The following is a 22511-nucleotide window of genomic DNA, read 5'->3' on the forward strand; positions in this document are numbered from 1 at the left end:
ATGCAATCACCGGTGCGCGCCGTGGCCCACGCCGCGGTCCTCGCCGTCGTCGCCGGGCTGTGCCTGGCCGTCGTCGCGAGCGGGGCGTTCGACGTCGTGTCGTTGCCCGACGCCGCCCCGGCCGCCGTGCCGTCGCCGCCCGCCGCGCCCCAGGGCGGGGACGCCGCCCCGGTGGACGACGGCGGCGCCGACGACGCCCCGGGGACCACGCCCGACGACGAGGCGGCCGAGCCGGGGGACGAGGCCGAGGGCACGACGGCGGACCCCGCCGCCGCGACCGCCGTCGACCCGGTCTGCCGGGACGCGGAGGTCGCGTGGGGGGTCGCCGCCAAGGCGCAGGTGAACCTGACCGTCGAGCACCCCGAGGCGCTGGTCGAGGGGTTCACGACGGCCCGCGACACGCTCGCGGGGGCCACGCCGCCCGGCGAGATCGCGCGCGACTGGGCCGTCGTGACGACGTATCTCACGATGATCGCCGACGAGGTCGAGGCGACCGGCGCACGCGACACGGGCGAGCTGTCCCGGGCGATCGACCGCGTCGGGCGGCGCATCGACACGGGCGCGCTCACGTCGTCGTCCCAGGCGGTCACCGACTACTTCCGGGCGGGCTGCACCCACTGACCGGGGGCGCGCAGGTCTTGCGTCCCGTGGCGCTCGCCACATGGGGAGCGGTCCCCACCCCGGCGGTTTGGGGGCGCGCGACGCGACGGCATGCGAAACCATGGGGCTCATGCGCAACCGACTGACGATCACGAAGACCACGACCGCCCTCGCGACGAGCGCCCTCCTCGTGCTCGGCCTCGCCGCCTGCGGTGGCTCGGGCGACGACGCGAGCACCGACTCCGAGACGACCGCGTCCGAGGAGACGACCCCGGCCGAGGACGAGTCCACCGACAGCGCCGAGTCGGAGGAGCCCACGGAGGAGGAGTCCGGCGACGCCGAGGCCTCGGGCGACTTCTGCACGGCCTACCAGACGCTCCTCGACGCCCAGAGCACGCTCGGCTCGATCGACTCCAGCGACCCGGCCGCCGCCGTGACCGAGTTCGAGACGTTCACCGCGTCCCTCGAGGCGGCTGAGGCTCCCGCCGAGATCAGCGGCGACTGGGACACGGTGACGGGCGTCTTCCGCCAGCTCACCGACACGCTCGAGACCGCCGTGGACGACCCGGCCAGCGCCGACCTGTCCTCCATCACGTCGCTCATGACCGACGAGTCGTTCCAGACCTCCGCCCAGAACGTCGCGGTGTACGGCACGCAGAACTGCTGACGCCCCTGCTCCCTCCGGACCCCGGCCCGCCTCGGCGCGCCGGGGTCCGGCGCGTCCGGGGCCGGACCGACCGCCCCGCGCGCGGATCCGCCAGGATGGACCCATGCCTCCCGCCGACGCCGTCCCTGCCTCGTCCACGCCCGCCGCGCCGGACGGTCTCGTGAGCCCCGCCGCGCCCGGTGCGGGCCTCGCGCCCGCGGAGCTCGCGGCGGCCGCCGCGACGCTGCGCGCGGACCTCGCGGCGGCAGGGTTCACGGTCGACGGCGTCGAGCGGGTGCTCGGCCCCGTCGCCTCGGCCGCGCTGCACCGCGAGCAGGCGGTGCCCGCGCGGCGCGCGCTGCGGGGACGCGAGGGCGACCCCACGGACGCGCTCGCCGCGCTCTTCCTCCTGGGCGACGACGTCCCGCGCGCTGCGGTCGACGCCGCCCTGGGTCGCACGGGGGTCGACGGCGCCCGGCGGCTCGGCCTGGTCGAGGCCGCGGGCGCGGCGGACGACGACGCCGTGCGCGCCGTCGTGGACCTGCGGCCCTACGCGGCGTCGGACGCGGCGGGCCCGGTGACGTGGTGGCTGTCCTCGGACCTGAGCGAGCTCGCGACGGGTCGCCGGCTCGCGCCGGACCACGTCCTGGGCGCGGGCGGGGCGTCCCTGACGCTCGCGCAGGTGACGGTCCGCACCCCGGTCGGGCGCGTGCTCGACCTCGGGACGGGCTGCGGGATCCAGGCACTGCACGCCGCGCGGCACGCGCGGTCGGTCGTCGGCACCGACATCTCGCGGCGCGCCCTCGGGTTCACGGCGTTCAACACCGCGTTCAACGGGGCGTTCAACACGGCGGCCGACACGGAGCCCGACACGACTGCGGGGCCTGCTGCACCGATCGAGCTTCGCGAGGGGTCGATGCTCGAGCCCGTGGCGGGCGAGCGGTTCGACCTCGTCGTGTCGAACCCGCCGTTCGTCATCACGCCCCGCGCCGGCGGCGCCGGCGCGCTGCCCGAGTACGAGTACCGCGACGGCGGGCGTGCGGGCGACGACGTCGTGCGCGACCTCGTGACGGGCGTCGGCGAGGTGCTCGCACCGGGCGGCGTGGCCCAGCTCCTCGGCAACTGGGAGCACCGCCGCGGCGTCCCGTGGGACGAGCGCGTCGGGGCGTGGCTCGACGAGGCGGGGCTGGACGGCTGGGTGGTCCAGCGCGAGGTGCAGGACCCGGCCGAGTACGCCGAGACGTGGATCCGCGACGGCGGGACGACGCCGGAGCGCGAGCCCGCGGCCTGGGCCGCCGCCTACGCCGCGTGGCTCGACGACTTCGCGGCCCGCGACGTGGAGGCCGTCGGGTTCGGCATCGTGACGTTGCGGCGTCCGCTCGACGGTGCCCGCCCCACCCTGCGCCGGCTCGAGGAACGCACCGGGCCGGTCCGCCAGCCCCTCGGCGGCCACCTCGCGGCGTCGCTCGCGGCGCACGACTGGCTCACGGCGCGCGACGACGCCGCGCTCGCGGAGGCGCGTCTGGCCGTCGCGTCCGACGTGACCGAGGAGCGGTTCCACACGCCGGGCGCTCCCGATCCGACGGTCGTCCTGCTGCGCCAGGGCGACGGGTTCGGGCGGGCCGTCCAGGCGTCGACGGGGCTCGCCGCGCTCGTCGGCGCGAGCGACGGCGAGCTCACCGTCGGGCAGCTCGTCGGGGCGATCGCCGCGCTCTTCGAGGTGCCGGCGGACGACCTCGCGGGCGAGCTGCTGCCGACCGTGCGGGGCCTTGTGGGCGACGGGTTCCTGGTGCCGGTCGGCTGACGCCCGGGTCGGGCGACGGTCGCGGTCGCGAGGCGGGCGAGACGGGCGAGACAGGGCGGGCGCGTACCGATACGTTCGGGTGGCATGGACCTCGAGGTGCGGCACCTGCGCATGATCGTGGTGGTGGCCGAGTCGGGCAGCGTGACCAAGGCGGCGGCGTCGCTGGGCCTCGCGCAGCCCGCCCTCACCGCCCAGCTCAACCGGATCGACCGCGCGCTGGGCGGGTGCGTGTTCACGCGCGACCGCCTGGGCGCGCGCCCGACCGAGCTCGGTGAGCTCGTGCTGCGGCACGCGCGCGTCGTGCTGCCCGCGATGGCGGCGCTCGTCGACGACGCGCGGCGGCACGTCTCCGACCGGGCGACGACGGGGGCCGTCCGCGTGGGGACGGTGAGCTCCGCGATCGGAGGGCTGTTCGCGAACCGCCTGCACGCGGCGCTGCCCGCCGCGCTCGGGGTCGACGACCTCCTCGTCACCACGGCGACGTCGTGGTCCGTCGAGGAGACGGCGGAGCGGCTCGCGAGCGGGACCCTCGACGTCGCGCTGGTCGGCATGTGCGGCGACGCGGCCCCGCCGGCGGAGGGCGGGGTCGTGTGGACGGCGGTCTCGACGGACCCCGTGTTCGTCCTCGTCGACGAGTACCACCCGGTCGCGGCGCGGGACGCCGTCGGGCTGGGCGAGCTCGCCGACGCGCTGTGGCTCACGGCCCCCGGCAGCGGCTGCTTCGAGCGGTGCTTCGTGAGCGCGTGCGTGCGGGCGGGGTTCACGCCGCGGGCGATGGGAGAGTCGGACCGGACGTCGTGCATCGACCAGGTGCGCGGCGGTCACGCGGTCGCGCTCGTCCAGCCGGTGCTGCTCGACGCGCCGGGCGTGCGGACGGTCGCCCTCGACGGGGCTCCGCTGCGCTGGACGCACCACGTGGGCTGGCGCCGCGACGCGGCCGAGCGCCTCCCGGTCGACGCGATCGCGCGCGCCGCCGCGGGGGCGCACCGCGACGCGGTGCAGCGTTCGCCGCGCTACCGGCGCTGGCGTGCCGAGCACCCGGTGGAGATCGCGTAGGGGCGAGCCCGCACATAGCGCCCGCGTATGACCTGATCGCGATCTGGGCGTGGGCTGGACGTCTCCCTAGCGTGACCCTCGACCGGGCCGCCCGGCCCGGCGAAGGGAATGGACGACATGACACGACCACTCCGCAGGAGGATCGCCGCGGTCACCGCCGCCGCGACGCTCCTGACGGGCGCGGCCGCGACGCACGCCGTCGCGGGCACGCCCGCCCCCGAGGACCAGCGCGCGACGGTGCGCGCGGTCCCCAAGACGACCCCCGGCCTGGAGCGCGCGCTGCAGCGCGACCTGGGCCTCAGCGCGCGAGACGCACGGACGCGGCTCGCCTTCCAGTCCGACGCGGCGGGCACCGAGGCGGCGCTGGAGCGTCGCCTGGGCGCCGACTACGCCGGCGCCTGGGTCGACGACGCCGCGAACGTCCTCTACGTCGGCGTCACCGACGCCGCCGACGCCCGTGCGGTGCGGGCCGAGGGCGCCACCGCGGTGACCGTGGACCACACGCTCGCCGACCTCGAGTCCTGGCGCGCGACCCTCGACGGCGCGCTCGCCGACGACCCGGCGGCGCTGCCGGGCTGGTACGTCGACGTGACGCGCAACCGCGTCGTCGTCTCCGTGCGCGAGGGCGGCGAGTCCGACGTCGCCGCGCAGGTCGCGGCGGCGGGCGTGCCCGCGGACGCGGTGGCGTACGAGGAGACCACCGAGGTGCCGCGGCCGCTCGTCGACGTCGTGGGCGGCAACGCCTACACGATCGGCGGCGGGACGCGGTGCTCCGTCGGGTTCGCGGTCCAGGGCGGGTTCGTCACCGCCGGGCACTGCGGCTCGGTCGGTGCGCGCACCTCGGGCCCCGCCGGCACGTTCCGCGGGTCGAGCTTCCCGGGCAACGACTACGCCTGGGTCCAGGTCGACGCGGGCAACACGCCGGTGGGCGCGGTGAACAACTACGCCGGCGGCCGCGTGGCCGTGGCCGGGGCGACGCAGGCGCCGGTCGGCGCGTCGGTGTGCCGGTCGGGCTCCACGACCGGCTGGCACTGCGGGACGGTCCTGGCGTACAACGCCTCGGTCACGTACGCGCAGGGCACCATCACCGGCCTCATCCGCACGAACGTGTGCGCCGAGCCGGGCGACTCCGGCGGCTCGCTGCTCGCGGGCAACCAGGCGCAGGGCGTCACCTCCGGCGGGTCGGGCAACTGCAGCTCCGGCGGCACGACGTACTTCCAGCCCGTCGGGGAGATCCTCTCCGCGTACGGGCTCACGCTCGTCACGAGCGACGGCGGGGGCGGCGACCCCGAGCCCCCGACCGGGTGCACCGGCTACGCCCGGACGTACACCGGCACGCTCTCCGCCGGGGCGACGGCCGTGCAGCCGAACGGGTCGTACTACACGGCCGCGACCGCGGGCTCCCACCGCGGCTGCGTCACGGGCCCGGCCGGGAGCGACTACGACCTGTACCTGCAGCAGTGGAACGGGTACTCGTGGGTGACGGTCGCGCAGTCCACGTCGCCGGGGGCCAACGAGTCCCTGACGTACAACGGCGCAGCGGGCTACTACCGGTTCGTCGTGCACGCCTACGCAGGCTCGGGCGCCTACTCGCTGGGGACCACGACCCCCTGAGCCCCTGACCGGCTGACCCCCGTCCGCGTCGAGCACGAGGTTGCTGTCGTTCCCGTCCTCTTTCCGGGAGCAACCTCGTGCTCGACGGCGTGCAGGGACGTTCTCGGCGTGGCTCGCCGCGTGCGGGGGTCCCGTCAGGCCAGCAGCGCAGGGCCGTACTTGAGCACCACGAGGATCGCGAGACCCACGAGCCACGCCGCCACCAGGTAGCCGAAGGCCCCCGAGCGGACGAACCCGAGCAGCCGCGCCTGCGCGGCGCGCGGCAGGTACAGGTTGTCCTCCAGGACGTTCCAGTGCAGGAGCGACGCGAACACGAGCGTCGTCGAGACCGTGATGAGCAGGCACCACGGGCACAGCGCGCCGATCACGAACATCGACTGGTAGAAGAGCCAGTAGGCGAACACGACCCCGAGGAAGTACACGCACTGCGCGGCGAAGAGGAACCAGCGGGGGAACCGCGTCCCGCCCAGCGCCGCGACCGCCGTCGTGATGACGATGGGTTCGGCGACGAGGCCGAGGAACGCGTTCGGGAACCCGAACACCTGCGCCTGCCAGGACTGCGCGACCGTCCCGCACGACAGCACGGTGTTGACGTCGCACGACAGCGTGGCCGTCGGGTTCGCGGCGAGGAGCACGGCGTCGTAGGACAGCACGAACGCCGCGGTCAGGCTGAGCAGGCCGAACAGCAGCATCTCGCCGAAGAGGACGCCGCGGGAGTGGGTCCAGCCGGTGGGGCGGGCGAACGGGTCGAACGCCGCGTCCTGCGCGCTCCCCGTGCCCGACGGCGTCCGGCCCGGGCGCGCGTCGTCCGTCAGGGCGGTGGTCGTTCCGGTCACGGGCGGTCCTCGGGTCCGCGGGGCCCCGCCGGGTCGGGGGACGCCCCGGCGGGCGGGCAGAAGGTGGCGCCGGCCGGCAGGGTGGGCGCGCTGCCGGCTCGGCGCCGCACCCAGGCTACGAAGCCCGCACCCTCGGCCGACAGGGACCATGGTCCCGGATCCTGGCCCCGCATCCGGGCCGCTGCCGAGCGGTGCACGGCGGCACGACGGATGCACCTCTGGGCGCATCTCTCGAGCGCTGGTGCATCGCTCGCCGTCGGGCCGGGTCGGTCCGACCGGTGGGTCGTCCGGGCGCCGGGGGCTGCCCGACCTAAGATCTGGGGGCGCCCGTGCTTCCCGCGGGGCCGCCCTTCCCCTGAGAGGACCTGCGTGCAGCACGACGACGTCGACTCCCTGCGACGGTCGAGCGCGGCGTGGCGGCTCCTGCGCGCGGACACGGCGCCGCTCGTGCTGTCGTTCCTCGGCACGTTGTTCGTCGAGGACAACGTGCGCGCGATCCCCGAGAGCGAGCTCGTCGCGCGGCTCGACGACCACCTGTGGGCGGTCGACGGGGGGTCCGTCCGGGGCGGCGGTCGTCGTGACGGTGCAGAGCCGCGGTACCCGCGCACCCCGCAGGCGTACGTCGACCACTGGGCGCACCCGGACCAGGGCTGGCTGCGCGCCTGGTACCCGCCGGGCTCCGGCGAGCCGCACTACGACGCGACGCCCGCCGTCGAGCAGGCCGTGCGCTGGGTCGCGTCGCTGCGCGGCCGCGGGTTCGTCGGCACCGAGTCGCGGCTCAACACGGTCTTCGAGCTCCTGCGCCAGCTCGCCGTCGGGACGCAGACCGACCCGGCGGAGCGTCTGCGCGAGCTCGAGGAGCGCCGCTCCGCGATCGACGAGGAGATCGCGCAGGTGCGTGCCGGGCGCGTCGCCGTGCTCGACGCCGCCGCGCAGCGCGACCGCTACCAGCAGCTCACGCAGACCGCCGCCGACCTGCTCTCCGACTTCCGCGAGGTCGAGGCGAACTTCCGCTCGCTCGACCGCGAGCTGCGCGAGCGCATCACCGGCTGGGACGGCGCCAAGGGCGAGCTGCTCGAGGAGGTCGTGCGGTCGCGCACGGCCATCGCGGAGTCCGACCAGGGCCGGTCGTTCCACGCGTTCTACGACTTCCTCCTCGACCGCCGCCGGCAGGAGGAGTTCGCCGCGCTCGTCGAGCGCGTCCAGTCCCTCGACGCGATCGTGCCCGACGTCGTGCGGCCGGCACCCGCGGCCCCCGCGGCCCACGACGCGGCCGTGCGGGCCGCGGCGGACGACGAGCACCGTCGGCTGCGCCGCGTGCACTACGACTGGCTGGACGCCGGCGAGCGCACGCAGGCGACCGTGCGGACCCTCTCCGAGCAGCTCCGCCGCTTCCTCGACGACCAGGTCTGGCTCGAGAACCGGCGGGTCATGGACATCCTGCGCGGCGTGGAGGCGAAGGCGCTCGCCGCGCGCGACGTCGCCCGCAGGCCGGGCGGCCCGGGCGCGGGAGGCCCCCCGGGGATGGCGGTCGACGCCGTCGCGCCGGAGGTCGTGCTGCCGACGGAGCGGCCGCTCTTCACGCCGCGGCCCACGGCCCGGCTCGACTCGGACCACGTCGAGGCCGGCGACGACGACTTCGAGGTCGACGCGCTGTACGACCAGGTGCACGTCGACCCGGAGCGCCTCGCGCGGGCCGTCCGCGCGACGCTCTCCCGGCCCGGCGGCCCGGGGGAGGTCGCGCTCGCCGACCTGCTCGCCGACGCGCCCCTCGAGCACGGGCTGGCCGAGCTCGTGACGTACCTGTCCCTGGAGGACCCGCGCTTCGTCGTCGTGCACGACGAGGAGCGCACCGACGAGGTGCGCTGGGAGGGAGAGGCCCCGACCGGGCCCGTCGCCGAGGACGGGGCGCCGGACCCGGTGCTGCGCGTCGCGCGGCTCCCGCGCGTCACGTACGCGCGGCGCACGGGGGCGGGCGGTCCTCCGCGCGACCCGGTCTCCGTCCCCGGCACCCCGCCCGGCCCGCACCCCCGTGACACCGCCGACACCGCCGACACCGCCCCGGAGGAGACCTCGTGAGCACGACCCGCACCGCGCGCGACCCGGAGCTGTCCGTCGTCGTGACGTCGCTGCTCAAGGGCGTCGTCTACCGCGAGTCCGGCGAGGCGCTGTGGCGCGACCTGCTCGCGCGCGAGGCGCAGGTGCGCGACACGGTCGCGATGATGGGCCTCCAGGTCGTCGTGGACGAGGGCGACGGCTACGCCTACCTGCGCTCGCAGCCCGAGCACGAGCGCGACGAGCGCGTGCCCCGCCTCATCCCGCGCCGCGAGCTGCCGTTCGACGTGAGCCTGCTGCTCGCGCTGCTGCGCAAGCGGCTCGCGCAGGCGGACTCCGAGGGCGGCGAGACGCGGCTCGTGCTCGCGCGCGCGGAGATCGTCGACCTGCTGCGGGTGTTCCTCGCGCAGGACGCCGGCGCGGCGGCCAACGAGGCGCGGCTCGTGGACCGCGTGGACGGGCTCGTCCGGCGCGTCGTGGAGCTCGGATTCCTGCGCCCGGCGGGCCGCCCCGACCCGGACGGCTCGCCCGACGGCGGGACCCCGGGCGACGACGCCGACGCCGCGACGGGGGACGCGCGGCGGTACGAGGTGCGCCGCATCCTCAAGGCGTTCGTCGACGCGCAGTGGCTCGCGGACTTCGACGCGCGCCTCGCGCAGTACCTGGAGCTGGCCGCGGACGGCGGGGCGCGCGGGACGTCGTCGGGCACGAGCGCTGGCGCAGGGACGGCCGCAGGGACGAGCGCAGGGACGAGCGCAGGCACGACGACGAGGACGGTGGCGTGATGGAGGGCCTGTTCAGCGCGGTCGAGCTGCACGACCCGGCGGCGGACCTCGACGCCCGGGCGGGCTTCCGCCTCGAGCGGCTCGAGGTGCTCAACTGGGGCACGTTCGACCAGCGTGTGTGGGCGTTCGACCTCGACGGGCGCAACGCGCTCCTCACGGGCGACATCGGGTCGGGCAAGTCGACGATCGTCGACGCCGTGACGACGCTGCTCGTGCCGTCGCACCGCATCTCCTACAACAAGGCGGCGGGGGCGGGCGCGCGCGAGCGGTCCCTGCGGTCGTACGTCGCGGGGCACTACAAGTCCGAGCGCGACGAGGCGACGGGCACGACGCGTCACGTCGGGCTGCGCGAGCGCGGCACGTACTCGGTGGTGCTGGGCCGGTTCTCCAACCGCGGGTTCGACCAGGAGGTCACGCTCGCCCAGGTGTTCTGGCTCGCGCCGGGGCAGTCGGGCCAGCCGGACCGGTTCTTCGTCACGGCCGACCGCCCGCTGACGATCACGGCGGACTTCGCCGGGTTCGGCGGCGACGTGGCGGCGCTGCGGCGTCGGCTGCGCGAGTCCGGCGCCCAGGTGCGCGACCACTTCCCCGAGTACGGGCGCGACTTCCGCCGCCTGCTCGGCATCCCGTCGGAGCAGGCGATGGACCTGTTCCACCAGACCGTGTCCATGAAGTCGGTCGGCGACCTCGGCGAGTTCGTGCGCGAGCACATGCTCGAGCCGTTCGACGCCGACCGGTGGACGGACCGGCTCGTCGCCCACTTCGACGACCTCACGAGCGCGCACGACGCCGTCGTGCGGGCCACCGCGCAGATCGAGCGCCTCGCGCCCCTGCTCGCGGACTGCGACGCGCACGACGCGCTGGGGGAGCGGTCCGCCGCGCTCGTGGCGCGCCGCGACGCCCTGCGCGCGTTCACGGCGTCGCGCCGCGTGGCCGACCTCGACGGGCTCATCGGCGCGCTCGACGAGCGCGTCGCGGACGGCGAGTCCCGCCGCCAGCGGGTCGGCGACGAGCTGGGGCTCCTCGCGGCCGAGCGGCAGCGGCTCGAGCTCGAGCGCGCGGGCCACGGCGGCGACCGGCTCGCCGCGATCGAGGGCGAGGTCGCGCGCCGCGAGGTCGAGCGCGCCGCGCGCGAGCGCCGCGTCGCCCAGCTCGCGGGCTACGCCGCCGCGGCGGGCCTCACTCTCGCTGCACCCGAGGCTGCCGAACCCGGGGTCTCCCCCCAGGGTGAGGGCGTCGTGGGGAGCGAGCCAGGGTTCGGCGGCGGGGCGGCGGCCGTGGCAGCCGCGCTGGTCGACGCCGAGGCGTTCGCCGCGCTGCGACGTGCGGCCGACGACGCCGCGGTGCGCGTGCGCGACGGCCTCGCCCGGGCGGAGGAGCGGGCGAGCGAGGTCGCCGCGGAGGTGCGTGCCGTCGAGCAGGAGACCGCCGACGTCAAGGCCGAGCTCGCGAGCCTCGCCGACCGGCGCTCCAACCTGCCGCGCACCCACCTGGAGGTCCGCGACCGGCTGTGCGCCGGCGTCGGGCTCTCCCCGGCGGACGTGCCGTTCGTCGGCGAGCTGCTCGCGGTGCGCCCGGAGCACGCCGACTGGGAGGGCGCGGCCGAGCGCGTGCTGCGCGGTTTCGCACTCTCTCTCCTCGTGCCCGCGGCGCACTACGACGCCGTGTCCGCCTGGGTCGACCGCGAGCACCTGGGCCTGCGGCTCGTGTACCACCGGGTGCCCGCGCGCGTCCCGGCCGCCCGGCCCGCGCCGCGCGACGACGTCCCGCTGCTCGCCGACCTGCTCGACGTGCGGCGGCTCGACGACGCGCCGTCGCTCACGGCGTGGGTCGAGGCCGAGCTGGAGCGCCGCGCCGACCACGCGTGCGCGCCCGACCTCGACGCGTTCCGCCGGCTGCCGCGGGCGATCACGCGCGCGGGCCAGGTGAAGCACTCGCCGGACCACCACGAGAAGAACGACACGCGCGCCGTGGACGACCGCCGCGGCTACGTGCTCGGGTGGTCGACGCAGGCCAAGATCGACGCGCTGCTGGAGCAGGCGGCCGAGGTGACCGCGCGGCGCGACACGCTCGCGCGGCGCCGCGACGAGGCCGCCGCCGCGCGCGCCGACCTCCAGGCGCGCTCGGCCGCGCTCGGGCGGCTCGACGTCTACCGCGACTGGGACGAGCTCGACCGCGGCGCGGAGACGGCGCGCATCGCCGAGCTCGCCGAGGAGAAGCGGCGGCTCGAGGAGGCGAGCGACGAGCTCGGCCGGATCGCGACGCTGCTCGACGACAACGCGCGCCGCCACGGCGAGCTCGAGGCCGAGCGCGACCGCGTCGTCGCGACGCTCGGCGCGGACCGGCACGCGCTCGACGAGGCGCGCACCGCGCGCGAGCGGGCCCGGGCCGTGCTCGACGGCGCGGGCGAGGCGCTCGACGAGGAGACGACGGCGGCCCTCACCGCGGAGTTCGACCGCGAGCTCGCGGCCGTCGGCGCGGCCGGCGCCGGCCGGGACGGTGCCGACCGGGACGGTGCCGACCGGGGCGGCGCGACCGGCCCGACGCGCGCGGCCGACCTGGACGCCGTCGAGAACGCGGTGCGCTCGCGGCTCACGGCCGAGGCGGAGCAGGCGCAGCGCGAGCGGGCCGACCTCGGGACGCGCGTCGCGGGCCAGATGGCGTCGTTCCGCTCGGCCTACCCGGTGGAGACGGCCGAGCTCGACGCGGACGTGCGGTCGGCCGACGGCTACCGCGAGATCCACGACCGGCTCGTGCGCGACGACCTCCCGCGCTTCGAGGCCGACTTCAAGGCGTACCTCAACACGAACGCGATCCGCGACATCGCGGGCTTCGCGGCCGAGCTCGCCAAGCAGGCCGACGTCATCCGCGACCGGATCGACACGATCAACGACTCGCTGCGCGCGATCGACTACAACCCGGGCCGGTACATCCGCCTCGAGATGTCGCGCACGCCGAACCTGGAGGTGCGCGAGTTCCAGCAGGACCTGCGCGCGTGCACCGACGGCGACGGGATCCTCGCCGAGGACGACCGCGCGCTCGCCGAGGGCGACGGGTCGCTCGCCGACGCCGCGCTGTCCTACTCGGAGGACCGGTTCCTGCGGGTCAAGGCGCTCGTCGAGCGGTTCCGCGGCCGGGAGGGCATAACCGACCTGGACGAGGCGTGGCGCCGCCGCGTGACCGACGTCCGCAACTGGTTCGTGCTCTCCGCGTCGGAGCGGTCGCGCGCCGACGACTCCGAGCACGAGCACTACTCCGACTCCGGCGGCAAGTCCGGCGGGCAGAAGGAGAAGCTCGCGTACACCGTGCTCGCGGCGTCGCTCGCCTACCAGTTCAAGCTCGACTGGGGCGCGGTGCGCTCGACGGCGTTCCGGTTCGTCGTCATCGACGAGGCGTTCGGTCGGGGGTCGGACGAGTCGACCCGGTTCGCGCTCGAGCTGTTCCGCCGCCTCGGGCTCCAGCTGCTCATCGTCACGCCGCTGCAGAAGATCCACGTCATCGAGCCGTACATCTCGGCCGTCGGGTTCGTGGACAACCCGTCGGGCCGGTCGTCCCGCCTGCGGACCCTGTCGATCGCCGCGTACCGCGACGGCCGCACGGCCGGCGAGGCGCCGCCGTCGGGCACGGACGTCACGACCGCGCCGGAACCCGAGCCCGCCACGAGGTAGAGCCCTGGTCCGCCGAGGCAGAGCCCTGGTCCGCCGACGTGGATCCCTGTGTCGGGCGCGGCCCGACGGCGGGGCGTCAGCCGAGCGGGCGCGGACGCCGGGCCCCGGCGAGGGTGGAGGCGAGGATCGCCTCGATCGCGAACGCGGTGCCCTCGGCGAGGTCCACGGCGTCGGGGTCGAGGAGCCACTGGGTCTGGAGGCCGTCCATCGCCCCGATGATCGTGGACGCGGCGAGGTCGAGCGCGGCGTCGGTGAGCTCGTAGTCCGTGTCGGTGTCGCCCGCGGCGCGGCGCTCCTCGATCACCTCGCGCAGCGCGCCCGCGATGTCGGCGCGCAGCCCGGCGAAGCGCTCGGTGACCCAGGCGCTCGCCGGGTGGCCGTCGGTGACGGCCTCGCCCGTGAGCACGGTGTAGGCCTGGACGATCCCGGGCCGCTCGGCGTTGATCGCGGCGGTCTTGACGAGGTGCCGGAAGAGGTCGAGCCCGCCGGGGATGTGCTGCCCCTCGAGGTGCTCGACGTCGACGCGGTCCCGGAACTCCAGCACCTCGGTGAGCAGGCGGTCCTTGGAGCCGAAGTGGTGCAGCACCCCGGCGTGCGTGATGCCGACCTGCTCGGCGACCTCGGCGAGCGAGCCCTGGTGGTAGCCCTTGGACCCGAACACGCGCATCGCCGCGCGCAGGATCTCCTCGCGGCGCTCGAGCGTCGCCGGGCGCGTGCGGCGGGGGCGGGGCGTCCGTGCGGGGGCGGCATCGGTGGCGCTCCGCGCGGGGGTGGCGTCGGTCATGACCGCAACCATACTGTGACCCGCTGTCTCTTACTGACGAGTTAGTAATGTGTGGTTGAATCGCCTCCGGAATGGCGTCGAGAGCGACGGAGCGCCCGACGTCGCCGCAGACCACGGACTCGATGAGGAGCCCCGCGTGACCACTCGTCCCGTCGCTCGCCGTACCGTCCGCGCCGCGGTGCGTCGTGCGGCCGTCGTCGTCTCCGTCACCGTCCCGGCCGCGCTCGTCGTCGCGGCGTGCGGCCTCCTGGGCCCGGCCCAGGAGCCGACGCCCGAGGCGGTCTCCAGCGTGCTGACGATCGGGATGCCCAACTCGGTGGAGGGGGAGGACCACAACCCCTTCGACAGCGGGTCCGCCGCGCAGAAGCTCGGGTACGCCAACGTCCTCTACGAGCCGCTCGCGCAGGTCAACCTCGTCGACCCCGCCCAGGACCCGACCCCCTGGCTGGCGAGCGCCTGGTCCTGGGACGCGGGCTTCACGGAGCTGCGGGTCACGGTGCGCGAGGGCGTGCTCTGGTCCGACGGCGAGCCCCTCACGCCCGACGACGTCGCCTTCACGTTCAGGCTCCGCAAGGACGACCCCGCGCTCAACCCCGACCTCCTCCCGTACGAGGACGTCCGCGTCGAGGGGCGGGACGTCGTCGTGACGTTCGGGAGCGGCCAGTACGTCAACCGCACGAAGGCGATCAACACGTTCGTCGTGCCCGAGCACGTGTGGGCCGCACGTCCCGCCGAGACGCTCCTGGAGGACCCGAATCTCGCCCCCGTCGGCACGGGCCCGTACGTCCTGGAGGAGTTCGCGCCCGACGGCGTCACGCTCGTCGCCCGGGACGACTACTGGGGCGGGCCCCTCGCCGTCCCCGAGCTGCGGTACGTCGCGTTCCCGGACAACGACTCGCTCACCGCGGCGTACGTGAGCGGCGAGGTGCAGTGGGGCTGGGCGTACATCCCGGGGTACAGGACGGTCTACGTCGCCGCCGACCCCGACCACCTCCACCAGTTCGCCCCCACCGGTCTGGCGATCGACGCGCTCTTCCTCAACACGCAGGTGCCGCCGTTCGACGACGTCGCCGTACGGCGCGCGCTGAACGCCGTGCTCGACCGCGACGACATCTCGAACCTCGCGACGTCGGGCGTCTGGCCGCCGCTGCGCAGCGCGACGGGGCTGCCGCTCCCCGCGGGCGAGACGTTCCTCGCCCCGGACCTCGCCGACCGGCGCCTCGTGGTCGACGTCCCCGGCGCCGTCGCGACCCTCGAGGACGCCGGGTACGAGCTGGTGGACGGCGTGCTGCAGGACGAGGACGGCACGCCCGTCACGTTCACGCTGACGAACCCCTCGGGGTGGACCGACTACATGTGGGAGCTCGAGGCGGTCAAGGAGGCGGCCGCGCGCCTCGGCATCGTCGCGACGGTCGAGGGGCAGGACGAGGCCGACTGGTTCGACGAGATCGGCAGGGGCGACTTCCAGGCCTCGATGCACTGGACCGACGGCGGCGCGACGCCCTGGGACACGTACTCCAGCCAGATGAACGGCGCCCACCTGCGTCCCCTCGGCACCACCGCCGGCGCGAACTTCGGCCGGTTCCAGGACGCCGAGGCCGACGCCGCGTTCCAGACCTACGCGTCCTCGACCGACGAGGCGGAACGCGCGGCGGCGCTGGCCACGATCCAGCACGTCTACGTGGACCAGGTCCCCGCGATCCCGCTCCTCGGCCGGCCGACGGCCGCCCAGTACTCGACCGTCGCGTACACCGGGTTCCCGTCGGACGCCGACCCGTACGCGTCGCCGCAGCCGACCAGCCCGGCCGCGTCGCTGATCCTCTCCCGGCTCGTGCCCAGCGCGGGGGAGTAGCGCGCGGAGCCTCTTCCCGTCGTCTTCCCGGAACGCACACACGCGTCCTCTACGGTGGAGGGATGCCAGCCGACCACGCCCCGACCCGGCCGCTGCCGACCAGCGGCGGGACGGGCACGCGACCGCTCCCGGCGACGCCGCCGGTGCTGCCGCCCGCGCCCTCCGGCGCCCCGTTCCCGCCGGTGGCGCCGCCCCCTCCGGTCGCCGCCTACCCGTCCGGCGCCCCCTACCCGCCCGGGGCGTCGTACCCGCCCGTACCGCACCCGGCGCAGCAGCCGGCACCGCACCCGGCGCCCCGGCGCCTCCCGACCGCCGAGGCGGACGGGCCCAGCACCGCGTCGCGCGTCGTCGCCGCGGTCGTCGCGGTGCTCGCCGTCGCGGGCGCGTGGCTCGTGTGGCGGTTCTTCGTCGACACGTTCGCGGGGCAGATGCTCGAGCGGGCCGCGTTCGACGGCGCCGTCGCCGGCCAGGGCGAGCTCTGGGCGGTGGCCAAGCCGGTCCTGGACACGGTCTCGGTCGCGTTCGTCGTCGGCGGGCTCGGCGCGGCCATGGGCATCGCGCTCCTGCGCCGCCGCTGGGGCCTCGCCGTGCAGGTGGCGTTCCTCGTCGTGGGCGCGAACGTGACGACGCAGCTCGTCAAGCACTCGCTCCTCGGTCGCGAGGAGCTGATCGGCGGCTGGCACTGGGAGAACTCGCTGCCCAGCGGCCACACCACCGTCGCCGGATCGGTCGCCGCCGCCCTGCTGCTCGTGGTGCCGCGCGCGGCCCGTCCGCTCGTGGCGGTCCTCGGCGGCGCGTACACGGCCGCGACCGGGGTCTCGACGCTCGTCGGGCAGTGGCACCGCCCGAGCGACGTCGTCGCCGCGGTCCTCGTCGTCCTCGCGTGGGCGGCGCTCGTGTGCGCCTTCACGCCGGGGTCGGCCCTCGACCCGGGCGCCGGCCCGTCGCCGGGCTCGACGGTCATGGCCGTCCTCCTCCTGCTCGGCGCCGCGGCGGCCGGCGTGGCGGCGGCGCTCGCGCTGCGGGCGACGCCCGCGACGTGGGACACGACGGCCGCGCAGGAGGTCACCGCGTACGCCGGCGGGGTGGCGGGAGTGCTCGCGGTGACCGCCGCGGCGTTCGCCGTCCTGCTGCTCGTCCGCCAGTCCACAGCCCGTCCGGACTCCCGTCCGGTTCGGCGGTAGGGTGCGGCTGGCGCGATTGGCGTAACGTCGTAGGCTGCCACGGCGGACGACCGGAGGGTCGTCCTCGCGGCACCACGACGCACCGGACGCGCCCCGGGTGGTGCCCGGCCGCCGTCGGGCGGGGAGCGCCCGCCACGGACACGTACGCACGGACGAAAGCAGGATCGGATGCCACGCAAGCTCGTGATCGTCGAGTCGCCCGCCAAGGCTCGCAAGATCCAGGGCTACCTCGGCGACGACTACGAGGTCGAGGCGAGCGTCGGGCACATCCGCGACCTGCCGCAGCCGTCCGAGCTGCCCGCGGACATGAAGAAGGGCCCGTACGGCAAGTTCGCGGTCGACGTCGACCACGGCTTCGACCCGTACTACGAGGTCTACGCGGACAAGAAGAAGAAGGTCGCGGAGCTCAAGCGCGCGCTCAAGGACGCCGACGAGCTCTACCTCGCGACCGACGAGGACCGCGAGGGCGAGGCCATCGCGTGGCACCTCCTCGAGGCGCTCAAGCCCAAGGTCCCCGTCAAGCGCATGGTGTTCCACGAGATCACGCGCGAGGCCATCCAGCGGGCGCTGCAGAACACGCGCGACCTCGACGAGCACCTCGTCGACGCCCAGGAGACGCGACGCATCCTCGACCGCCTCTACGGCTACGAGGTCTCGCCGGTGCTGTGGCGCAAGATCGCGCAGGGGCTCTCGGCCGGGCGCGTGCAGTCGGTCGCGACGCGCCTCGTGGTCGAGCGGGAGCGCGAGCGCATGGCGTTCGTCGCCGCGGAGTACTGGGACGTCACGGGGACGTTCGAGCACGCGGACGCGTCCGCCGCCGACGCCGGGAAGGCGTTCGGCGCCCGGCTCGTGCAGGTCGGCGACGCGCGCGTCGCGTCGGGCCGCGACTTCGACGACCGCGGTCAGCTGAAGGCCGCGGCGGTGCGCGACGACGTCGCGCACCTGGACGAGGCGACCGCCCGCGCCGTCGTGGCGGGCCTCGCGGACGCCGCGTTCGCCGTGCGGTCGCTCGACACCAAGCCGTACACGCGCCGCCCCGCGGCGCCGTTCACGACGTCGACCCTCCAGCAGGAGGCGAGCCGCAAGCTGCGCATGTCGTCGCGCCAGGCGATGCGCACGGCGCAGTCGCTGTACGAGAACGGCTACATCACCTACATGCGTACGGACTCGCCGTCGCTCTCCGCCGAGGCCACGACCGCGGCCCGGCGCCAGGCGGCCGAGCTCTACGGTCCCGAGTTCGTCCCGGAGAAGCCGCGCGTCTACACCGCGAAGAACCAGGGCGCCCAGGAGGCGCACGAGGCGATCCGTCCCGCGGGCGACTCGTTCCGCACGCCCGCGCAGGTCAAGCGCGAGCTCAGCGACGATCAGTTCAAGCTCTACGAGCTCGTGTGGAAGCGCACCGTCGCGTCGCAGATGGCGGACGCCAAGGGGTCGACGGCGTCGGTGCGCCTCGGCGCGACGCTGTCCGCGGCCGCGGGGGACGTCGCGGGCCGCGACGCCGTCTTCGCCGCGTCCGGCACCGTCATCACGTTCCGCGGGTTCCTCGCCGCGTACGAGGAGAGCTCCGACGTCGACCGGTACGCGGAGGACGCGCCCGTCGTCGGGGCCAAGGGCGACGACGACGCGCGCCTGCCGCAGATGGCCGAGGGCGACCCGCTGCGCGGCGACGACCTCACGGCCGACGGGCACTCGACGTCGGCCCCGCCCCGCTACACCGAGGCGAGCCTGGTCAAGGCGCTCGAGGAGCTCGGCATCGGGCGGCCCTCGACCTACGCGTCGACGATCTCGACCATCCAGGACCGTGGGTACGTGCTCTCGCGCGGGCAGGCGCTCGTGCCGAGCTGGCTCGCGTTCGCCGTCGTGCGGCTGCTCGAGGAGCACTTCGACCGGCTCGTCGACTACGACTTCACGGCGCGCATGGAGGCCGACCTCGACGAGATCGCCGCCGGACGCCGTGACCGCGTCGCGTGGCTCACCGAGTTCTACTTCGGCGACGCCGCGAAGGGTGAGGACGCCGAGGGTCTGCGCGACCTCGTCGCGAACCTCGGCGACATCGACGCCCGCGGCATCAACTCGGTCCCGATCGGCGAGGGCATCCAGCTCCGCGTCGGGCGCTACGGCCCGTACGTGGAGGACCTGTCCGTCCCCGTCAAGGAGGGCGAGAACCCGCCGCGCGCGTCCGTGCCCGACGACGTCGCCCCCGACGAGCTGACCGTCGCCAAGGCGCGCGAGCTGCTCGCGGCCGGCGCCGACGACGGCAAGGTGCTGGGCACCGACCCCGTCTCGGGCAACGAGGTCGTCGCGAAGGCCGGACGCTACGGGCCCTACGTCACCGAGGTCCTCGACCTCCCGCCGATCGACACGAGCCTGTCCGCCGCCGCGCAGAAGAAGGCCAAGGCCGCACAGCCCAAGCCCCGCACGGCGTCGCTGCTCAAGACGCAGTCGCTCGACACGATCACGATCGACGACGCCCTGCGCCTGCTGTCGCTGCCCCGCGTCGTCGGGACCGACCCCGAGTCCGGCGAGGAGATCACGGCGCAGAACGGCCGCTACGGCCCGTACCTCAAGAAGGGCACCGACTCGCGCTCGCTGCCCGACGAGGAGTCGATGTTCACCGTCACCCTCGACGAGGCCATCGAGCTCTACAAGCAGCCCAAGCGCGGCCGTGGCCAGCGCGCCGCGACCCCGCCCCTGCGCGAGCTCGGCGACGACCCGAACAGCGGCAAGCCGATCGTCGTCAAGGACGGTCGCTTCGGCGCGTACGTCACCGACGGCGAGACCAACCGCACCCTCCCGCGCGACGTCACGCCCGAGTCGATCACCCCCGAGCGCGCGATCGAGCTCCTCGCCGAGAAGCGCGCCCAGGGCCCGGCGAAGAAGCGCACCACGGCCCGCAAGCCGGCCGCGAAGAAGGCCCCCGCGAAGAAGCCGGCCGCCAAGAAGTAGCGGCCGTCGGCCGACCAGGTGATCGTGGCGCGTCCGGGCGGCCGGACGCGCCAGATCCCCCTGGTCGAGGGGTCGGTACCGTCTGGTCGTCCTCTCCCGGGCCGGGCCCCTCCGGCGACGGGGGCCTGGGGCCGTGGGAACGGTCAGTGCGCGGTGTGCTCGACCGGCTCGGGGAGGCCCGCCTCGGCGCGGACGCGGCGGGAGAAGCCCTCGATGGAGCGCAGGGCGTCGACGAGCTCCGGCACGCGCACGGGGAACGGCATGGCGTGGATCGTCTCGCCCTCCGCGGTGGCGGCCTCCGCGACGCGCGTGAGGTCGTGCACGTCGTCGGCGGTCAGTCCGATCTCGGTGAGCGTGTTCGGCAGGCCGACGCGCGTCGTGAAGCGCACGAACTCCTCGATCTCCTCGGTCGGTGCACCCTCCAGCACGAGCTGCGTCACGGAGCCGATGTTCACCTTCTGGCCGTGCGTGAGCCCGTGCGTCTGGGGCGCCGCGGTGAGGCCGTTGTGGATCGCGTGCGCGGCGGCGAGGCCGCCGGACTCGAAGCCCAGCCCGGACAGGAGCGTGTTCGCCTCGACGACCTTCTCGACCGCGGGCGTCACGAGGTGGTCCTTCACCGCGTCGATCGCGGGCAGCGCGTTCTCCCAGAGGATGTCCCACGAGAGCTGCGCGAGCGCCGTGCCCGTGACGAGCGGGAGGCCGCCGGCCATGGTCGACGCGTTCGCCTCGGCGACGGCGCGCGCCTCGATCCACGTCGCGAGCGCGTCGCCGACGCCGGCGACGAGGAACTTCACGGGCGCGTTCGCGACGAGGCCCGTGTCGACGAGCACGAGGTCCGGGTTGTGCGGGAAGAACCGGTACTCCTCGAACGCGCCGTCCTCGGTGTAGATGACGGACAGGGCGGAGCAGGGGGCGTCGGTGGACGCGACGGTCGGCACGGAGACCCAGCGGATGCCACGCAGGTGGCCCGCGGCCTTCACGGCGTCGATCGTCGAGCCGCCGCCGATGCCGACGATCACGTCGGCGCCGAGCTCGTCGATCTCGCGCGCGAGCCGGTCGACCTCCGCGGCGGTGGCGTACGTGCCGAACCCGGTGCGGTGCCGGGGGAGGTCCTGGTCCTGGAAGGACACGGCGACCGTGTCCTGGACGATGCCCCACACGACGTCGTCGGCGACGAGCAGCGGCTTCGTGCCGATCGGTCGGACGAACTCGCTGAGCCGCGTGAGCGCACCGCGGGCCTGGACGTAGCGCAGCGGGCTGATGAGCGTGCGGACGGGAACCTCGGACATCGTGGCCTCCTGTGGAGTCGGTGGGTCGCCGTCGGGCGCGCCGCAGCCGTGCGAGGCCGGTGCCCGCCGGCCTTCCCCACCGTGGCACGCGGCCCGGGGGACCACCACCGGGACGCCGGGGTGCGTGACCTTGGTCCCGCCCGGGTCAGCGGGCCAGCAGCGCGATCGTGCCGAGCACGACCGTCACGGCGGGCAGGAGCAGCACGCCCCAGCGCCCGGTGCGGTCGGTGCGGGCGTGCGGCGCGTCGTCGAGCGGGTCGACGACGGGGTCTCCCGAGCCCTGCTCGCGCAGGCCCCAGACGGTCCCCACGACGAGCGCGACGGCGGCCGCGACCAGGACCGGGACCGCGGGGAGGGTCGCGACCGGGGTGCGCAGCGTGACCGCGACGGCCACGAGGGCGCCCGTCACGACCATGTTCCCGAGGACGGCCGGCACGGGGTGGGCGAGGGCGGCGCGCAGCAGCCGGTCGCCGGCGCGCCACAGCCCGACGAAGCCCGCGAGCGCGGCCACGAGGACGAGCAGCATCCCGGCGGGGACCACGAGGGTGCCGCCGTCGAGCGCGGGTCGCAGCGACCACAGCACGCCGAGCATCCCGACCGTCTGCACGGCGGAGGCGGCCACCGTGCGGCCGATCGAGGAGCTCGACTGCGCGGGGTCCTCGGGCAGGTCGAGCGAGCGCGCGTATGCCACGGGATCGCCGAACGTCTCCTGCGCGGTCTCGCCGGAGTCGACGACGTGCGCGTCCACCTCGGCAAGCACCGCGCCGATGCGCGCTCCCGCGACGCCCTGGAGCCGCAGCTCCAGCAGGAGCGCCTCGGCCCAGCGCGGGTCGACGTGCGGCGCGTGGCGGCGCTCGATCGTGTAGCGGGTCGTGTCGCTCATCGGGGGGTCCTTCTCGGGGTGAGGTCGGGAGGGGGTGCGTCTGCCGGGATCGCGCCCGGCTCCGGGACGGGTCCTGGGCCCGGAGCGGGGTCCGGGCGCGCCCCCGCGTGCGGGGCGAGGCTCGCGGCCGGGCGAGCGCCGTCCGGCGAGGGCGTGCCGGAAGGGCCCGCGACGAGGGTGCTCGCCGCGGTCGTCACGGCGTCCCAGCGGGAGGTCGCGTCGGCGAGCGCGGCGCGACCCTGGTCCGTGACGGCGTAGTACCGACGGCTCGGCCCGCGCTCGCCCTGGTGCCAGGAGGTCGCGACGAGGCCGTCGTCCTCCAGGCGCTGCAGCAGCGGGTAGAGCGTGCCGCCCTTCACGGTGCCGAGGCCCGCGTCGGCGAGGGACCGTGTGATCGCGTAGCCGTAGGTGGGGCCGTGGGTCGCGACGACCGCCAGCACGCACAGCGGGAGCACGCCGCGCAGGAGCTCGCGGTCGAGCCGCTCGTCGAACCTCATGACTAGACAGTA

At 75.4% G+C, this 22511-nt stretch carries 16 protein-coding genes; 11 read left to right on the top strand and 5 right to left on the bottom strand.

Going from position 1 to position 22511, the window contains the following annotated elements; translation table 11 throughout:
• The 5 genes from ACZ402_RS01800 to ACZ402_RS01820 all read left to right on the top strand — a co-directional run bounded on the left by ACZ402_RS01800 (position 1) and on the right by ACZ402_RS01820 (position 5720).
• Entirely contained in the window at positions 1–621 is a 621-nt protein-coding gene (locus ACZ402_RS01800) for a hypothetical protein (RefSeq protein ID WP_375822498.1), read from the top strand.
• 109 nt (positions 622–730) lie between these two features.
• Complete coding sequence (locus tag ACZ402_RS01805) at positions 731–1267, top strand: hypothetical protein (protein ID WP_375822497.1); 537 nt, start codon at positions 731–733, stop codon at positions 1265–1267.
• Positions 1268–1370: 103 nt separating this feature from the next.
• Entirely contained in the window at positions 1371–3050 is a 1680-nt protein-coding gene (locus tag ACZ402_RS01810) for a DUF7059 domain-containing protein (protein WP_375822496.1), read from the top strand.
• 84 nt (positions 3051–3134) lie between these two features.
• Positions 3135–4106, top strand: a complete 972-nt coding sequence (locus ACZ402_RS01815; RefSeq protein WP_375822495.1) for a LysR family transcriptional regulator — start codon at positions 3135–3137, stop codon at positions 4104–4106.
• Positions 4107–4223: 117 nt separating this feature from the next.
• Positions 4224–5720 carry a S1 family peptidase gene (locus ACZ402_RS01820; RefSeq protein ID WP_375822494.1) on the top strand — a complete coding sequence of 499 codons (1497 nt, stop codon included), beginning with the start codon at positions 4224–4226 and terminating at the stop codon, positions 5718–5720.
• Between the two features lie 134 nt (positions 5721–5854).
• Here ACZ402_RS01820 and ACZ402_RS01825 read toward each other — a convergent pair whose 3' ends face one another.
• On the bottom strand, positions 5855–6556 hold the full coding sequence (locus ACZ402_RS01825) for a vitamin K epoxide reductase family protein (protein WP_375822493.1): 702 nt from the start codon (positions 6554–6556) through the stop codon (positions 5855–5857).
• Positions 6557–6925: 369 nt separating this feature from the next.
• Here ACZ402_RS01825 and ACZ402_RS01830 point away from each other — a divergent pair, with 369 nt between their 5' ends.
• Genes ACZ402_RS01830 through ACZ402_RS01840 form a run of 3 tightly spaced genes read left to right on the top strand, consistent with a single transcriptional unit; the run spans position 6926 to position 13064 of the window.
• A complete protein-coding gene (locus ACZ402_RS01830) occupies positions 6926–8635 on the top strand; it encodes a DUF3375 domain-containing protein (protein ID WP_375822492.1) in 1710 nt (569 codons plus the stop codon).
• Positions 8632–9396, top strand: coding sequence for a DUF4194 domain-containing protein (locus tag ACZ402_RS01835; RefSeq protein WP_375822491.1), 765 nt, complete (start codon positions 8632–8634; stop codon positions 9394–9396). Before ACZ402_RS01830 ends, ACZ402_RS01835 begins: the two co-directional genes overlap by 4 nt.
• The gene (locus ACZ402_RS01840) at positions 9396–13064 is read left to right on the top strand and encodes an ATP-binding protein (protein WP_375822762.1); all 3669 of its coding nucleotides are present in this window, start codon (positions 9396–9398) and stop codon (positions 13062–13064) included. The genes ACZ402_RS01835 and ACZ402_RS01840 overlap by 1 nt, the downstream gene beginning before the upstream one ends.
• A 76-nt stretch (positions 13065–13140) precedes the next feature.
• On the opposite strand, the gene ACZ402_RS01845 is transcribed toward ACZ402_RS01840, so the two are convergent.
• Positions 13141–13848, bottom strand: a complete 708-nt coding sequence (locus tag ACZ402_RS01845) for a TetR/AcrR family transcriptional regulator (RefSeq protein ID WP_375822490.1) — start codon at positions 13846–13848, stop codon at positions 13141–13143.
• A 136-nt stretch (positions 13849–13984) separates the two neighbouring features.
• Between ACZ402_RS01845 and ACZ402_RS01850 the strand changes: the two genes are divergently transcribed.
• The 3 genes from ACZ402_RS01850 to topA all read left to right on the top strand — a co-directional run bounded on the left by ACZ402_RS01850 (position 13985) and on the right by topA (position 19830).
• Positions 13985–15700 carry an ABC transporter substrate-binding protein gene (locus ACZ402_RS01850; RefSeq protein WP_375822489.1) on the top strand — a complete coding sequence of 572 codons (1716 nt, stop codon included), beginning with the start codon at positions 13985–13987 and terminating at the stop codon, positions 15698–15700.
• A 62-nt stretch (positions 15701–15762) separates the two neighbouring features.
• On the top strand, positions 15763–16884 hold the full coding sequence (locus tag ACZ402_RS01855) for a phosphatase PAP2 family protein (protein WP_375822488.1): 1122 nt from the start codon (positions 15763–15765) through the stop codon (positions 16882–16884).
• Positions 16885–17052: 168 nt separating this feature from the next.
• Positions 17053–19830 carry a type I DNA topoisomerase gene (gene topA / locus ACZ402_RS01860; RefSeq protein ID WP_375822487.1) on the top strand — a complete coding sequence of 926 codons (2778 nt, stop codon included), beginning with the start codon at positions 17053–17055 and terminating at the stop codon, positions 19828–19830.
• Between the two features lie 143 nt (positions 19831–19973).
• Here topA and ACZ402_RS01865 read toward each other — a convergent pair whose 3' ends face one another.
• From ACZ402_RS01865 to ACZ402_RS01875, 3 genes are all read right to left on the bottom strand, one after another.
• Positions 19974–21119: a glycerol dehydrogenase gene (locus ACZ402_RS01865; RefSeq protein WP_375822486.1), complete on the bottom strand. Its 1146-nt coding sequence runs from the start codon at positions 21117–21119 to the stop codon at positions 19974–19976.
• A 145-nt stretch (positions 21120–21264) separates the two neighbouring features.
• Positions 21265–22002 carry a hypothetical protein gene (locus tag ACZ402_RS01870; protein WP_375822485.1) on the bottom strand — a complete coding sequence of 246 codons (738 nt, stop codon included), beginning with the start codon at positions 22000–22002 and terminating at the stop codon, positions 21265–21267.
• Positions 21999–22499 carry a PadR family transcriptional regulator gene (locus tag ACZ402_RS01875; RefSeq protein WP_375822484.1) on the bottom strand — a complete coding sequence of 167 codons (501 nt, stop codon included), beginning with the start codon at positions 22497–22499 and terminating at the stop codon, positions 21999–22001. The genes ACZ402_RS01870 and ACZ402_RS01875 overlap by 4 nt, the downstream gene beginning before the upstream one ends.
• Positions 22500–22511: the final 12 nt, after the last annotated feature.

This window comes from Cellulosimicrobium sp. NPDC030954, from assembly GCF_055571305.1.

Bases quoted from the DNA above. Each gene is read 5' to 3' on its own strand.
- ACZ402_RS01870 (WP_375822485.1), bottom strand. From the start codon at position 22,002: ATGAGCGACACGACCCGCTACACGATCGAGCGCCGCCACGCGCCGCAC.
- ACZ402_RS01845 (WP_375822490.1), bottom strand. From the start codon at position 13,848: ATGACCGACGCCACCCCCGCGCGGAGCGCCACCGATGCCGCCCCCGCA.
- ACZ402_RS01820 (WP_375822494.1), top strand. From the start codon at position 4,224: ATGACACGACCACTCCGCAGGAGGATCGCCGCGGTCACCGCCGCCGCG.
- ACZ402_RS01875 (WP_375822484.1), bottom strand. From the start codon at position 22,499: ATGAGGTTCGACGAGCGGCTCGACCGCGAGCTCCTGCGCGGCGTGCTC.
- ACZ402_RS01840 (WP_375822762.1), top strand. From the start codon at position 9,396: ATGGAGGGCCTGTTCAGCGCGGTCGAGCTGCACGACCCGGCGGCGGAC.
- ACZ402_RS01800 (WP_375822498.1), top strand. From the start codon at position 1: ATGCAATCACCGGTGCGCGCCGTGGCCCACGCCGCGGTCCTCGCCGTC.
- ACZ402_RS01865 (WP_375822486.1), bottom strand. From the start codon at position 21,119: ATGTCCGAGGTTCCCGTCCGCACGCTCATCAGCCCGCTGCGCTACGTC.
- topA (WP_375822487.1), top strand. From the start codon at position 17,053: ATGCCACGCAAGCTCGTGATCGTCGAGTCGCCCGCCAAGGCTCGCAAG.
- ACZ402_RS01810 (WP_375822496.1), top strand. From the start codon at position 1,371: ATGCCTCCCGCCGACGCCGTCCCTGCCTCGTCCACGCCCGCCGCGCCG.
- ACZ402_RS01855 (WP_375822488.1), top strand. From the start codon at position 15,763: ATGCCAGCCGACCACGCCCCGACCCGGCCGCTGCCGACCAGCGGCGGG.
- ACZ402_RS01815 (WP_375822495.1), top strand. From the start codon at position 3,135: ATGGACCTCGAGGTGCGGCACCTGCGCATGATCGTGGTGGTGGCCGAG.
- ACZ402_RS01805 (WP_375822497.1), top strand. From the start codon at position 731: ATGCGCAACCGACTGACGATCACGAAGACCACGACCGCCCTCGCGACG.